This is a genomic window from Corynebacterium poyangense (assembly GCF_014522205.1).
Classification (GTDB): Bacteria; Actinomycetota; Actinomycetes; order Mycobacteriales; family Mycobacteriaceae; genus Corynebacterium; species Corynebacterium poyangense.
In genome coordinates this window covers 1448652-1463409 of sequence record NZ_CP046884.1, presented here as the reverse complement: position 1 = coordinate 1463409, position 14758 = coordinate 1448652, and the positions used below count along the sequence as shown (strand labels likewise).

Sequence of the window (14758 nt, the reverse complement as noted above, 5' to 3'; positions counted from 1 at the left end):
GTGGAAGAACGAACCTCAAGGAGAACACGCACAAAGACAACGAACCAAACTTCGACAAGCCAATAATCGACGTGGAGCTGTTAGCAAAGGGCAAGGGTTCCAAGATAGCTGGGTACTTCCTCGATACTTACGGACAGACCGGACAATATCCTTCTATCGCTGATGCGATGAATGAGTTCAATGTGTCTAGGCAGACAGTAAATAGAGCTCTTCGAACTGCTGGAGTCTCCCTTCCTAGAGGACGTAGGAGCGCTCCGCGTAAGAATTGAGCTATACCGTAAGCAATAAACGGTGTTCCTTCCTTTAGGAAGTAGATTTGTTTCAAGCTATTTTGTATCTGACTGGAAACAGTACCGGGCAGTTTTAAGAATGCTGAAGTTAAGGTTTAGTGACTGCTGTCTTCTCAGAATCTGTCCCTCACGCTTTGTGTCATGCTTTGGACATGACTCTATAGGCCCCAGTGACACCAGACGAGATCGCACACCTCGATGAGGCCGAACAGCTCGCTTTGTTCGATGATCTGTGGCGGCTATATGTCCCGCTAGCCATGTTGGAGAAAGCCGGACCCTATAGGCGCACCAGCCGGACTAAGGCCGTGGGCATGCCGATGATTGAGTCAAACCCCGCCTGCTTAAAGTCCTTGACCGTCACCGACGTCGATAACACCGACATCCGTGACCTCGCATTATCAAGTGGTTTACCAGCACCAACCTGGGCTGTCGCTCACCCAGGCCGGTAGTTACCGGGCATATTGTCTACGGCTTAGTAACCCCGTCTGTGTGACTAATGCTGCTGCTCGATGCCCCGTGAACCTGCTCTGCCGCATCGAAACCGGCTTATGCGACATTCTCGGAGGGGATATTGGCTATATGAGAAGAATCATGAAAAAACCCACTACACCTCCCAACGAGCAATACTTTATCTTGGGGAAGGGGTATTAAACTAGGAGATATTTATAGTGTTACGCTTTACCGCCTTGATAAAATTATGAATAGTACCAAACGTTACTATAGGTTGCGAAATTTGCTATTGTGTATCTGTCATTTTTCCTTATTTATAACCCAATGTGAACTATTTAAAATCTAGTCTTCCACAAGATCTCATTGATGTACTGTCTAAATAGAACAATCCAAGCTCACGTTGATAACCCCTCTCAGGCTGCCGTGACATTCTGATTAAGTATGAATCCTAAAGGTTTCCTTTATATTATTGTTTCCCATACCTTTATTAGGTGTCTTCCCAAGTAGGAGCTTTCTCCGGGGGGGTATACATGATCCATCTCTCAATTCGAGAAACGGGGTATTATCGGTTGCAGTTCTAAGTTCCAAGCGTCATGCACAATGATCAGTGTCATATGAGATCCCACTCCGGCTCCGCATGGACCAGGAATAACCAACTTAATCTTAAGGAGATCTAGTCGTGAACCGGACAACTGCCTCAAGTCGGACTCAAGATCTTGTAACTGGTTATGCTGCCTATGCGTCGGAATAAGAACTAGTAATAATTCATGTTGGAGTTGCTCCAGCAACGCCAGGAATCTTAAGTTTCATTGGAGAATCTTCCTTCGCATGCGGCGGGGGCATTTCAATGGTCGGCGGAAGTGCTATTGGACCACTAATGAAAGGATGTTAAGGAGTGAATAGTGTAGAACCAATCAAAGGATATTCCTCCTATAGCACGGTGATTGAACTCAACACCGTAAGTGAGGATGAGGCACCCGCAATCTTACCGATAACATCTGTCATGGCATCGTCCGCTAGAGGGGAGACAGTTTAAATGAGATCTCGAATCTTCGGCGACTCCACGAATCCTATTGGAGAAATAAACCTTATATTCGGAAAAGAACACGACCCTAAAAAGGCAAGCGTAGCCTGGGCGCGGTCCGTCCTTGAGGACAAAAATATTGATCCACGCAAGTCGCCTGTAACCGCAATCAAGGAGCTAAGAAGTAGGGAGCCAGCACTCAGCCTTAAAACGGCGACGTATATCTTTACTTTGCTTTCCCAGTGACGGGATGCAACATCAGGGAGCTAAATCGGATACTACGAATATGACTGTTCACTTAGGATGAAGTCATGACCCAGTTTTATCACCGTGAACTTGCGGAAATATATGATCTTTTATATCCAGATTATAGTGATTCAGTCAATGTTGCGTACTGTTTATTCCGTTGAAGTCCAGAATCAAATATTTTCGAGTTTGGAATCGGAACCGGGCGAATAGCAAGACCGCTGAGCAATCAGGGCTATTCTGTGAAAGGGGTAGACAATTCGAGAGAAATGCTAGACAGACTGAATGAAAAATCGGACGCTAGGTCAGAAAGCCCGCCTGTGTGATTTTGCAATTGAATTAATAGGTGAGGATGAAAACGATGCTTGTATACTTGTCTGCAATACAATCTATTCAGCTTTAGATTATGATGCACAAATCAAGACTTTCTTGAATGCGTATCAAACTCTCTCACAAGACAGAGTATTCATAATTGAGGCTTTAATCCTATATGGCTTATATTTAAAGGCGAGAGTTTTGCTCAACTGATATTTTAACCTTAAAGTCGGCAAATTCCGTGGAAATCAATAAGGCGAGAAAAGCTATAAAATCGGCTCCTCTTGCTGGATTTCAGGAGCGAACGGCAACCTTACGTCTATACGTCAAGGATAAAGATCTTCTAAAACAAGCGAAGCTTGCCGCTCTTGAAGACGACACGAGCCTTTGCCAATTATGGGAAGAGTGGGCACTCGAATAACTCTGTTCATGCAAGTAAGTTCTATTTAACTAGAACAGATTCAACTGTATGTTCATATGCACATACATCCATATGTTCTTCTTCTGGGAAGAGTCTCATGTTGAGGATCTCTCTGGAATATCATTGGTGTTATTCTGAGTCCGATACTGATGAATAGTTGAAGCCCGGGGCAGTCGACATCTGCTCCAGGCTTCGCTTAACTCCCAGTCACCATCTGGGAGAAAGCATAGGCATGAGTGTAGGTGATCTGTTTGAGATAAGCACACCTCTGGCAAGTTTGGTCTTTTTCTCCGTGAACTCGAGTGAAGTTCTCGTTAGTTCAGGTGTAGTTCTGGGTTAGAAGAACACTATCATGTTATAGCCTTTTCAAGTTTTAGCATGTGCAGGTTTTAACATGTAGGAATTACTGCTGGTGAGAGCATTTTTGAGGGTATGATTATCGCGATAGTGAACACTAAAGCCGGGGTGGGAAAACAACTCAGCGTTTTTCTTGGTCTGGCAGCCAAATGGCGCGGCTTTAGTGCGCGAATCTCTGACCTGGATCGACAGGGAAGTTGCTTCTCTTGGGCGCGGGAAGCTACTGATCGGGAGAAGGGGTTTCCCTTTGCAGTCATCTCTGCGACGGCGACTGATATAGAGAGACTGCGTTTTCCTGAAGGAGTAATATCTATTATGGATACTCCACCAGGATCGCCGCGAGAAATCCAGTCAGCTTTAGACGTAGCTGATTTTATAATCATCCCCACCTCTCCGAAACCGTAAGATGTAGCTCGTATTATTCCTACTCTGGATGCGATAGGAGATAAGCCTGTTGGTGTTCTTCTTACTCACGTGGGTTTCAATTCGAAGCTTTATATTGAAGCAAGAGAAACTATTGAAAATTGGGGAGTGGAAACGTTCCGTTCCTGTATTCCTGAAAAGGTGGATATTGCACGAGAATATGGGAGAGTTCTACAGAAGCTGTATGGATACGACGATGTTTTATCTGAAATAGTTAATGCATTTGGAGATGAAGATGAGCTTTAAAAATCCGCGAGCAAACCAAGCAAAAAAGGTTATTGAAACTCTTCCGGCACGAAAGAATCCCCAGAAAAGAACAACTTTTTATGTGCCAGCCCCGTTGTTAAAAGAATTAAAAAATGAAGCCTTCGACAAGCAGACGAATACTTCAGCCATGCTGTCATCGATCCTTCAAGAACGATACGGAATCAATGAAGCAGGAGATCCGATCCGGTAACACCGGCATAAAACATGATCGTCCGTAAGCATGTTCATGCTATGGCACGAACATATTGTGAGTGGGTGGTTCGGTAGACAGCAAAAAGTCTGTTGCTTGTACCTCAAAGACCTCATCACTCCCTCTCAGGGTGGCCAATTGCAGTGATTAGGTCTTTGTCTCTTCCTGTTAGCAACAAGCCCTAAAAGCCCCCTTCCCACACTCACTCTCTGGGCAGGGGTTCTCTGTGATTGTCTAAAAGAACATATAGTGTATCGAGACTAGATCCCTTAAGGGAGGGGTGCGGGGATCGGTTTATGAACACAGGTTTCATTTTTCGCGCCCTGTACATGTAAAAGCTCAAATCGTTTTAGAGCCTTGGGGGGCCCATAGTTGCTTCTTGGATGTTCGGGGAACTGCCTTTTATATCGGTGGCAACATAATAGGCGGCGCTAATTCACTCAAACAGCTCATCTTTCTACCTCGTATCTCTGTCAATCCCTACTCCACAGAGCATAACGGTATTTTCCTCTGCTCGGACTCACCCTCTCCGGGGGTGGAGCTCACGGAATGTGTGGTTATCACGCCGCTCACGTTGCGCTACATGACTCTAGGATTGCGTAAATAATGACCAGATAGCTACGCCGTATTGCTTTGCGAACCAGGTATTTTGTTGAGGGAAAGCAGCCTACGATTAAAGAGATCTGGTGGCGGTGTATTGATTCTCCGTAACTATGCCAACATATTCGTGAGAGGACCAGATCATACCGAAGCACTACTCAGATGAGTTCAACGGGACTCAATGCGATAATTCCCCTGAAAACCCATCACTGCACATTTAGAAAGTCAACCGGATCTACATCAGACGGCTCTTGTTACCGATTCGCCCTTCGGATTTGGCGCTTTGTCGCATGAAAGTAGACTCCCGATAGATTTCGCTGGGATCTTTCCCTTGACACTTTGCCACGCAGTCAACAAACTCATCTATTTTCGTTACCGTAACTATCACCGATTTCCGCTCCCCTTGTATACGAACAACGGGAATACCAGCAGCCGCCCATAACGTACGGATGCCCGCGAAGTACAGGCCAAAAGACACTTTCGTCGACCACGACTTATCAGCATCAGTAAGCCGAGTAATAGCCACAATATCCGTTGCCGAATCGCGGAAAATTCGAATCCCTAACACTGAAACCCTCACATCACCCGATACGGTCACACGAACAGTGACATTAAACAGTGAAGCCGCCGTTGCAGTGAGTAAAAAAATCACGCCCCACACTACAGAATAAACACCATCAGCAACCGAAACAATTAGAATGAATCCTACTGAAAAAAACATACTCATTATCAGTCTCGTCGGTCCATAGGCGAAGACCGTTGCCTCAAACTTATTTCGTCCACGCGGTTTTAAATTCTTAGTCACGCGATCTCCTTATAGTAAAAGCACTAATTCTTTCCCCAAAAATTGTTTTGATGATTCTACTTAATTCGTCACCTACCATAGAAGTGGGAATCTTACAATAGACCGCAATTCCCTCCATTGCGATAGCGAAATAAGGGATTCCGATAAAAACAGCAAACGATGAATGTAATAGAATAGGCGTGGGTATAGTAATACGTTTTGCTCAACGGGGACCAATTATACCAAATGTCAAAAACATTTCACATGTCATGGTTTCTCAGGTAATAACCAAGACAGACCAAGGAGTTGAAGTAGCCCAGTGGGCAAGAACTCCTCTAATGCGCGGGTAAGTTCGAAAGATCAAAACCTTGATAGGCAGCGTGATCTTTTAGATCAAGAACAGGTGTTTACGATCTTTGAAGACACCGTGAGCGGGTCGGTACGGAAACGCCCGAAGTTGGATGAGGCGTTGCGTTATCTCCGGGCGGGGGATCAGCTTGTGGTGGTCTCGATGGATCGGCTTGCGAGATCTTTGGTGGATTTGTATGGCCTTATTGATGAGCTCACCGGTCGGGGTGTGTCGGTGAAGTTTTTAAAAGAAGGACAGGTGTATTCAGCAACATCGTCTCCTGTATCCCGGTTGATGTTGGGGTTGTTAGGTTCGGTTGCTGAGTTTGAGCGAGCAATTATTCGTGAGCGTCAGGCAGAAGGGATTGCGAAAGCGAAAGCTCGGGGGGTGTATAAAGGCAGAGCGAAAGTATTAACCCCTGCCCAAGTCTCTCAAGCGAAACAATGGGTAGACCAAGGGGTGCCTAAAGCCGTGGTCGCTAGACGTCTAGGCATTGGACGTACTACTTTGTATAAGTACCTGGCTGATACTAAATAGCAAAAGTATTCTTAGGTAGTCAAATATTATGAATTCATTTAGTAAATTGCAGGATAGATAAGGACGGATTTTATGGAGATTGAGAAATTTAAGCCGGATAATACTTCACTAAGATATTCAAATCGTTTTCTAGATCATCCAGAGTATTGGGTTTTCTTTTGGAAGGAAACCTCTCCGGATCCCATCGAGGGTAAAACGTTTCTGCGTTCCTCGTATAGAATTCTGCATGCTTCATCCGTGCAAGAGGTAATCACGTGGTCAAATGATGTTGCTGAGGGTAGAGATTACGCAGTAATGCTGGCCTGTTTGCAAAAAGATGGCTACTGGGATTTACATGTACTACACGGTGAATATATAGACTTCTATGAAGTTAATGACGAACCTGACTTTGGATGGTCACTTTATGAAAGTCCCCAGGATTAGCAGGTAAACCTCTTTTGTAGCCGGGATGGTGTTGAGTGCAGCCCCCTTACTAAAAACTGGAATCCTGAAACTAGAAACTAGTGAATCATAGTTCCTTTGCTGTTGCCCTCCCATTGAGTACAGCTGTCACCTTCTCTACAACCGCGGTATCGGCGAGGAATCTCGCTACGAGATAAATAGCCGCCTCATCCTTCTGATTGCCCCACAAAGCACCACGTCATTTTTCCTCCTATAATCAGGTCGTGATTAAGCAACCTGAATCTCCGGGTCGACTATTTGGCTGGTCGCTTCACGGCGACGGACAACATATTGAACCAGGTGGGGTCGTAGCCCCAGAGGAACGATTGAACTGGTCCCGCACTATTGGCATTGGTATGCAACATGTCATTGCCATGTTTGGGGCAACTCTCCTGGTGCCTACCCTCACTGGATTCCCCGTCAATACCACCTTGCTGTTTTCCGGCCTGGGGACGCTCATTTTTCTTCTCCTCACCCGGAATCGACTTCCCTCATATTTGGGATCATCGTTTGCGTTCATAGCTCCGCTTACAGCTAGCCAGGCAGAAGGTCCTAGCGCTCAGACTGGAGCGGTGCTTTTTGTCGGTCTCGTGTTAATGGGCGTCGGTATTCTGGTGAAAATCGCAGGCCGACGAGTTATCGACGCGGTCATGCCGCCAGCGGTCACAGGTGCCATCGTGGCACTCATCGGGCTGAATCTAGCGCCAGCAGCAACCGGAAATTTTCAGGCTCAACCACTGGTAGCCACGGTAACAATGGTGGTGATCATTGTGGCGACTGTTGCTGGCCGCGGCATGATTTCACGCCTAGGAATTCTTATTGGCGTCGTGGTGGGTTGGATTTTCGCCGCCGTCACTGGCAATCTTGCTGAGGGCTCGCGCCAAGCTATTGCACATGCTCCATGGATCGGGTTTCCTACGTTCCACGCTCCGCAATTCTCCGCGTCTGCCATCTTAGTGGCGTTACCTGTGGTCATTGTCTTAATTGCAGAAAATGTCGGCCACGTAAAAGCCGTTAGTGAAATGACTCGCCGCGATCTCGATGACCTCGCTGGCACGGCGCTTTTTGGTGATGGTTTAGCCACAACCTTAGCCGGTGGATTCGGTGGTTCCGGAACTACCACCTATGCCGAAAATATTGGTGTTATGGCAGCCACCCGGGTGTATTCAACGGCGGCTTATTGGGTGGCCGGTTTCACCGCCATAGCTTTGGCTTTTATTCCTAAATTCGGGGCGCTTATTTTTACCATCCCCACCGGGGTTTTAGGCGGTGCCACTATTGTTCTCTACGGTTTAATCGGAATGCTCGGTATCCGAATTTGGCAGGACAATAAGGTCAATTTCAATAATCCAGTTAATTTAACCACCGCAGCTATAGCGTTAATCGCAGGTATCGGCAACCTCACCTTGGCCGTCGGACCTCTTAACTTAGAAGGCATTGCCTGGGGATCAGGTGGAATTATTGTGGCCTACCCGGTCCTTAAATGGCTCTATAGTCACGTGGGAGAAGGACAATCCGCGCGCTATTAACACTTCCTCAATAATTCCTCCAGCCGAAGATACACCAGAACCGGGGTTGGTCGTTGTAAACTAACCCCGGTTCTGGTGTGGTCTCAAGCCTCTTAAGCGTTATCGAGATCCTTTTCAATGAGCGCGGCAATCTTTTCCACTGCCTCTTCATTATCTGAGGTGACAGTAACTTGATCCCCTTGTTCCGCGCCAAGAGCCATGATCATCAAAGAGGAGGCGGCGTCGGTTTCTTCATCATCTTCTGACCCCACTAGGGTGAGGAAGATATCGTCATCGTACTCTCCAGCGGCATCAGCGATGATGGATGCTGGACGGGCATGGAGCCCAACGGAAGATCCGACAGTAACGGTCTTGGAGGCCATGGGTTTTCCTTTCCTCTTGAGTGTGAACTTGGCTGGTATGGTCACCCTTCGTACCAAGTTCGGTTCTTTATATATTTTAGGTGTTATTTCCTCAACCTGCCAGGAAGTACAGCATTTTTATATCTGCAATGGGATAGAAAATCTCATGCAGTTTCATGGTTGCTGGCTCCAAGGCGGTTAGCCTTGCTAGGCCAGAATTGCTTGAGTGCTATGACCGTGAGCGTGGATACTAGAATTCCGGCAGCTAAGGCCACTAAAAATGCCCATTGTGGTTGAATCACTAGAATGACGAAGATTCCGCCGTGGGGAGATTGAGTTCCTACCCCAAGCATCATGCTGAGGGCGCCGGTGACAGCTCCGCCCGTCATCATGGCGGGTATGACCCGGAGGGGGTCCGCGGCTGCAAAAGGAATGGCGCCTTCAGAGACAAAGCTCAGTCCTAGCAGCCATGCAGATTTACCGTTTTCTTGTTCGGCTGGAGTAAAGAGAGATTTCCGCACGAAGGTGGCAATGCTCAGGGCGATGGGCGGAACCATACCCGCGGTCATGACCGCTGCCATAATTTTGAGACTTGCTTCATCGCCGGTAGATAGTCCCGCGGTAGCAAAGAGGTAAGCGGCTTTGTTGACGGGCCCACCGAGGTCAAAGCACATCATCATGCCAAGGATAATTCCCAAGATGGCTGCTGAAGATCCAGACATACTGGTGAGCCAATTTTGCATTCCGTCCATGGCCATACTGAGTGGTCGGCCTAGGAGCAAGAACATTAGCAGCCCTACTGATAGAGAAGACAGAAGGGGGATGATGACAACTGGCATGAGGGAGCTAATCACCCGAGGTACTTTCCATGACCCGATCCACATGGCTATTAAGCCGGCGATTATTCCGGTGACGAGGCCACCAATAAAACCGGCACCAAGGAGAACGGAAAGAGCTCCGCCGACAAAACCAGGCGCAATTCCAGGACGGCCAGCTAAGGCGTAGGCGATATATCCAGAGAGAGCTGGAACGATGAATTGCATAGCCATTTGGCCGCTGGCAAAAAGCAAAGCACCGAGGTAAAGCAACCAACCGGAGCGCTCAAAGGTGAAGGTTTCTCCGTCGGAAACTATGGTGTGACTGGGTAAATTGGTGGGGGAGAAGCCGGTGGCGAGCGCTTTCCAAGCATTGGCCATATCTGATCCGCCGACGAGGAACCCCAGTGCTAGAAGTAGACCGCCAGCAGCTACGAAAGGAATCATGTAGCTCACGCCGGTCATGACAGCTTGCTGTATGCGTCGACCCCAACTTTGTTTTTCCGCCACTGCGGATTCGGTGTCGCTAGTTTCGCTTTGGTGTCCGTCTCCTTGTGCTTGCACTATAGGTGCACCAGGAGTACGAGCTGCGTGAATCGCTTCGTCGATCATCCGGTCTGGCTCGTTAATAGCTCGTTTCACCCCCGAGCTAATCACGGGTTTTCCGGCAAAGCGTGCTCGGTCTTTCACCCCCACGTCGGTGGCAAAAATAACGGCGTCTGCGGCGCTGATTACTGCTGGCTCAAGGGGGGTGACGGCAGAAGAACCCTGAGTTTCTACGTGGAGTTCTACGTCGTTTCGGCCTTGGGCGGTTTGGGTTAATGAATCCGCCGCCATATAGGTGTGCGCAATTCCGGTGGGGCAGGCGGTAACTGCCACAATTCGGGTAATGGCTTCATTCTTGGTGTTTAGCTCCGACGCCTGCGCGCTGCTTGCTTTCGTAGCGTCGGCAGTTTTCTTGGGGCGGTTCAGCACCTCCTTTATTGACTGCACAAACTCTTCAGAGGTCGGGGCTTGGTTGAGAGTAGCGAGGAAATCTTTTCGCACGAGGGCTCGGGCTAGGGAGGAAAGAATACGTAAGTGGTCTTTTCCCGCTCCTTCCGGTGCAGCGATAAGAAAAACTAGGTTTGCTGGTCCGTCCGGCCCTGAAAAATCAACTTTGTGGGAGAGTCGGGCGCACGCTAGTGTCGCTTGGGTTACTGCACGAGATCGACAGTGGGGGATGGCCACACCGCCGGGGACTCCGGTGGGTGATTTGTTTTCCCGTGCTTGAGCGTCTTGGGCTAACTGTTCGGTGCTGGTGCTGCGGCCAGCTCGGGTCACTAGAGCGGCTAAGGCGGTGATGACATCGGCGGGGGTATCTCCCAGTGATTGATCCAGAACCACCAGCTCCGGGGTGATGAGGTCGGCATTCATTGGATGCAACTTCCTTGAGTTGATAGGGATATGGGGAATTTAGGGATGAGTTTTCAAGTGGGTTAGTTGAACAGCCTCTGGGTGAATCAGCTCAGGACTAGGAATAGTGGTTCCTGGTAAGGCTGTAGCTGCGGATCCATAGGCCACCGCATTCTTTAGACATTGTGGATAATCAGCTCCACGGCTACGGGACAAAACGTATCCGGCTAGGGAACAATCCCCAGCCCCGACAGTGGATACCACAGTGATGGGGGGTGGAGAAGCATGCCAGGCACCGTCCTGGGTGACCAGCACGGCTCCGGATGCACCTAAGGTTACGAGGATTTCCGGGATGCCGCGTTGTTGTAGTTCTTGAGCGGCAGCAAGAATTCCTGAAAATTCTCGACGTGCAGCCGCTTCTTCAAAGGATTCCCCGTGATTTCCACTGAGCTGAGCAAGTTCGAGGCCATTGGGTTTAATGAGGTCCGGACAAGCGTCGCTAAGATTCTGTCCCAACGCCACCATCGCAGCATCTGATGTGTCAACAGCTATCTTCAAGTCTGGTTGCTGACTTCTCAGTTTCCTGATCACGTGGGAATATAGGTCTTCGGGGCAGCCGGGAGGTAAAGATCCAGCAAGAATTATCCACTGCGCCTGTTGTGCTTCAGCGAGGGTTAATTCAACCAATCCATCGATTTCTTCCGGCGTCAATCTAGGGCCAGGACCGTTAAGTTTAGTTGTCTTACCATCAGGTTCAGTTACCGTGGTGTTTGTTCGAATTGCTTCGTTAATAGGGAAAGAGCGATAAGGGATCTGGGTTTCTTTGAGTAGGGAGATAAATAAATCATCTATGCTGCTGGGGAAGATAGCTAACGTCTGAGATTGGGCACGATGGATGGCATTTGAGACGTTGATGCCTTTCCCTCCAGCAACCCGAGTCGCTGAGTCAAGGCGATGGACGCTGCCTCGTTCCAGCGGTTCGGCGAGAGCGAGGGTAGCATCGATGCTCGGATTAAGCGTCAGGGTAACAATCACAGCACTTACCTTTTGGGATGTGAACAATTCGTGGTTCCGTATAGCACACAACACTTCCGGAACCAGATGAGGTCTTGGACACGTTCATTTTTGTTTGTGTGTATTGTATGTCCGAATGTGTCCGAAAGTCAAGGCTTTGCTTTTTGAGTCTTTGCGGTATTCCTGAATTTATGGTGTGCTTGTAATTAAGAATGATCCCCTTATGTAGATAGGTGGCGTTATGTCTGCGTCCTCTCCTTCTGTGCCTGTTTCCGGCACGGGTGTAGTTCCTGGAATCGCTTATGCTCCGGTGGTATGGATTAGACCACGACCTGAGCTTCCTAAAGGGGGTGAGGCAGTCCCTGAAGAACATCGTGAGGCTGAATATGAAAGGTTTCAATCAGCCGCTGAGACTGTAGCTCAGCGGCTAGAAAACCGTTCAGAACAAGCTGAAGGTCCTGCTGCTGAAGTTCTTAAGGCAACAGCCGGGATGGTTCGGGACCGGGGCTGGCAAAAGGCAGTGCGGAAGAATGTCCGGGGTGGGCATTCGGCGGAATATTCCGTGGTGACGGCGACGGATAAGTTCGTCAACATGTTTGAGGCTGCCGGTGGGGTAATGGCAGAGCGGACGATGGACCTCAAGGATATTCGCGACCGGGTCGTTGCTGAGTTACGCGGCGAACCAGAACCTGGCTTGCCGCAGGTTTCCAAGGAAGCGGTGCTGTTCGCTGATGATCTTTCTCCAGCAGATACTGCGGCCCTTGATACAACCCATATCATCGGGTTAGTCACCGAGCTTGGCGGGCCGACCAGCCACACGGCCATTATTGCTCGTCAGCTTAATCTGCCGTGTATCGTGGCGGCGGGCGTCGCGCTGCGTAATATTTCGGCCGGTGAAGTGGTATTGGTCGATGGGGCGCTGGGTACAGTCACTGTTGATGCCGACCCTGAAGAAGCCCGGCAGATGGTTGCCGAGTCACGAAGCCGCGCTGAAGCTATCGCCCGCTGGGTGGGGCCAGCTACAACTCGCGATGGGCACAGAGTCCAGTTACTTGCCAACGTTCAGGATGGCAACGCGGCGCGAATTGCCGCGAGTTCCCAGGCTGAAGGAATTGGCCTGTTCCGTACCGAATTGTGCTTCCTAAACGCGACGGAAGAGCCAAGCGTCGAAGAACAAGCGGAGGTATATTCAAAGGTTTTAGCTGCTTATCCTGAATCGAAGGTGGTAGTGCGATCCTTGGACGCAGGGTCTGACAAGCCGATTGCCTACGCAAATATGTCAGAAGAGGAGAATCCCGCTCTTGGGGTACGAGGATTGCGTATTGCTCGAGATAACGAAGCCTTGTTGACCAGGCAGCTCGACGCTATTGCCTTGGCTTCTCAGAAGCTTGGGCGCGGGGAACAAGCCCCTACCTGGGTGATGGCTCCAATGTTGGCTACCGCTAGGGAAGCAAAATGGTTTGCTGGGCTGTGCCAGGAGCGCGGTTTGACCGCCGGCGCCATGATTGAAGTGCCAGCCGCGGCACTTATGGCCGATAAGATCATGCCCTATCTGGACTTTGTTTCCATCGGGACGAATGATCTCACCCAATACACCATGGCCGCCGACCGTATGTCTCCCCAGCTGGCTTATTTGACGGATCCTTGGCAGCCTGCGGTTCTTCGACTCATTAAACATACCTGTTTAGAAGGCAAACGCACCGGCACCCCAGTAGGGGTGTGTGGTGAGGCAGCAGCTGATCCACTTTTGGCTTGTGTTCTTACTGGTTTGGGAGTGGATTCCTTATCTGCCGCCTCAACTGCTGTTGCTGGTGTCGGTGCTCAGTTAGCTGAAGTCGATCTTGAAACCTGCCAAAAAGCTGCGGAAGCTGCGCTTGATTCTTCTGGCGCTCAAGAGGCTCGCGAAGCCGTTCGTGCTATTTTGCTGGGATAACCTGGCATCTGCTTAAACCTAAGGCCTAGGCTCGCAGAGAAGCCTAGGCCTTAAGTGTTCAATGACGGGGTATGGTCACTCTGCTAACACGACTTCGATATCTCGCTCTCGTAGAGCTCGAACAAAGGTGTCTGCGGCTCCGGTGTCAGTAATGACGACATCTATGTCATCAATACCAGCGAAACTCACCAAATAATCATTCCCCATCTTTGTGGAATCACATAGCACTACAACTTTGTGCGCATTTGTGACCATGGCAGATTTGATGGCAGCTTCTTGAGAGTCCGCTGTTGATAGTCCATGATCAATAGTCAAAGCATTGGTGCCAATAAACGCTACATCAGCCCTCATGAGAGCTAGGGTTCGCAAAGCTGTATCACCGATGACTGCTTGAGTGATAGCCCGTACGCTGCCACCGAGGAGTTGGACTTCACTCATCCCTTTATTAGCCAAGTCAAGAGCAGTCGCTAAAGAGTTGGTGACGATTGACCAGTCGCGGGCATGTGGTTGTTCGGCAATGAGATTAGCCAAAGCCGTGACCGTGGTTCCGGCATCCAGGAACATTCCGCCATGAGGTTCAGGTAAATACTTCAGTGCTGCTCGAGCTATTGCTGATTTAGCCGTGGGTGCAGAACGAAATCGAGTGTCAAGGCTAAGCTCAGTGGTTTGGAAATTCTGACTAGCAACCGCACCGCCGTGGACTCGATGAACAATCCCTTCTCGGTCAAGAACAGCGAGGTCTCGTCGGATGGTTTCAGCGGTCACGTCAAAGCGACCTGCTAGTTCTGTGACGTTGACTCTTCCCTCCACTGCGGTCAGCGAGGCAATTTGTCTCCGTCTTTCCTCTGCGTACATCATCATCCTTAAACTTTGTGCCCCCATTGTGAGCGAAAATGGGCATTCACGTTTCTATGTTCCCACTATTTATGTTGTTATGCGTGGGATCGGGCATAAGAGATGCCCGACTATACCCAAAGTACTGCGGATAATCGGGCACAATCTGGCGATAACCTGGTCTTATAGTGTGCGTGTTGAGG

14 protein-coding genes are annotated in these 14758 nt (G+C 49.3%); 9 read left to right on the top strand and 5 right to left on the bottom strand.

Annotation, left to right across the window (positions count from 1 at the left end; genetic code table 11):
- Positions 1-460: 460 nt before the first annotated feature.
- The 5 genes from GP475_RS06880 (at position 461) to GP475_RS06855 (ending at position 3983) form a co-directional block, all read left to right on the top strand.
- Positions 461-739, top strand: a complete 279-nt coding sequence (locus GP475_RS06880) for a hypothetical protein (protein WP_187973703.1) — start codon at positions 461-463, stop codon at positions 737-739.
- A 1450-nt stretch (positions 740-2189) separates the two neighbouring features.
- Positions 2190-2336, top strand: a complete 147-nt coding sequence (locus GP475_RS12655) for a methyltransferase domain-containing protein (RefSeq protein ID WP_187975839.1) — start codon at positions 2190-2192, stop codon at positions 2334-2336.
- A gap of 842 nt (positions 2337-3178) precedes the next feature.
- The gene (locus GP475_RS06865) at positions 3179-3508 is read left to right on the top strand and encodes a ParA family protein (protein WP_187973701.1); all 330 of its coding nucleotides are present in this window, start codon (positions 3179-3181) and stop codon (positions 3506-3508) included.
- A 69-nt stretch (positions 3509-3577) separates the two neighbouring features.
- Complete coding sequence (locus GP475_RS06860) at positions 3578-3772, top strand: hypothetical protein (RefSeq protein WP_187973700.1); 195 nt, start codon at positions 3578-3580, stop codon at positions 3770-3772.
- The gene (locus GP475_RS06855; protein WP_187973699.1) at positions 3762-3983 is read left to right on the top strand and encodes a hypothetical protein; all 222 of its coding nucleotides are present in this window, start codon (positions 3762-3764) and stop codon (positions 3981-3983) included. The genes GP475_RS06860 and GP475_RS06855 overlap by 11 nt, the downstream gene beginning before the upstream one ends.
- A gap of 835 nt (positions 3984-4818) precedes the next feature.
- On the opposite strand, the gene GP475_RS06850 is transcribed toward GP475_RS06855, so the two are convergent.
- Positions 4819-5388 carry a hypothetical protein gene (locus GP475_RS06850; protein WP_187973698.1) on the bottom strand — a complete coding sequence of 190 codons (570 nt, stop codon included), beginning with the start codon at positions 5386-5388 and terminating at the stop codon, positions 4819-4821.
- A gap of 298 nt (positions 5389-5686) precedes the next feature.
- Here GP475_RS06850 and GP475_RS06845 point away from each other — a divergent pair, with 298 nt between their 5' ends.
- The 3 genes from GP475_RS06845 (at position 5687) to GP475_RS06835 (ending at position 8223) form a co-directional block, all read left to right on the top strand.
- Positions 5687-6253: a recombinase family protein gene (locus GP475_RS06845; RefSeq protein WP_187973697.1), complete on the top strand. Its 567-nt coding sequence runs from the start codon at positions 5687-5689 to the stop codon at positions 6251-6253.
- Positions 6254-6325: 72 nt separating this feature from the next.
- On the top strand, positions 6326-6676 hold the full coding sequence (locus GP475_RS06840) for a hypothetical protein (protein ID WP_187973696.1): 351 nt from the start codon (positions 6326-6328) through the stop codon (positions 6674-6676).
- 245 nt (positions 6677-6921) lie between these two features.
- Complete coding sequence (locus tag GP475_RS06835; protein WP_187975838.1) at positions 6922-8223, top strand: uracil-xanthine permease family protein; 1302 nt, start codon at positions 6922-6924, stop codon at positions 8221-8223.
- Positions 8224-8315: 92 nt separating this feature from the next.
- Here GP475_RS06835 and GP475_RS06830 read toward each other — a convergent pair whose 3' ends face one another.
- The 3 genes from GP475_RS06830 to GP475_RS06820 form a co-directional block, all read right to left on the bottom strand.
- A complete protein-coding gene (locus GP475_RS06830) occupies positions 8316-8585 on the bottom strand; it encodes an HPr family phosphocarrier protein (RefSeq protein ID WP_187973695.1) in 270 nt (89 codons plus the stop codon).
- Positions 8586-8728: 143 nt separating this feature from the next.
- Positions 8729-10795, bottom strand: coding sequence for a PTS fructose transporter subunit IIABC (locus GP475_RS06825; protein ID WP_187973694.1), 2067 nt, complete (start codon positions 10793-10795; stop codon positions 8729-8731).
- A 39-nt stretch (positions 10796-10834) separates the two neighbouring features.
- Positions 10835-11809 (bottom strand): 1-phosphofructokinase family hexose kinase, encoded by a 975-nt coding sequence (locus GP475_RS06820; RefSeq protein ID WP_187973693.1) that lies wholly within the window; start codon positions 11807-11809, stop codon positions 10835-10837.
- Between the two features lie 220 nt (positions 11810-12029).
- Here GP475_RS06820 and ptsP point away from each other — a divergent pair, with 220 nt between their 5' ends.
- On the top strand, positions 12030-13721 hold the full coding sequence (gene ptsP / locus GP475_RS06815) for a phosphoenolpyruvate--protein phosphotransferase (protein WP_187973692.1): 1692 nt from the start codon (positions 12030-12032) through the stop codon (positions 13719-13721).
- 75 nt (positions 13722-13796) lie between these two features.
- Here ptsP and GP475_RS06810 read toward each other — a convergent pair whose 3' ends face one another.
- The gene (locus GP475_RS06810) at positions 13797-14576 is read right to left on the bottom strand and encodes a DeoR/GlpR family DNA-binding transcription regulator (RefSeq protein ID WP_187975837.1); all 780 of its coding nucleotides are present in this window, start codon (positions 14574-14576) and stop codon (positions 13797-13799) included.
- Positions 14577-14758: the final 182 nt, after the last annotated feature.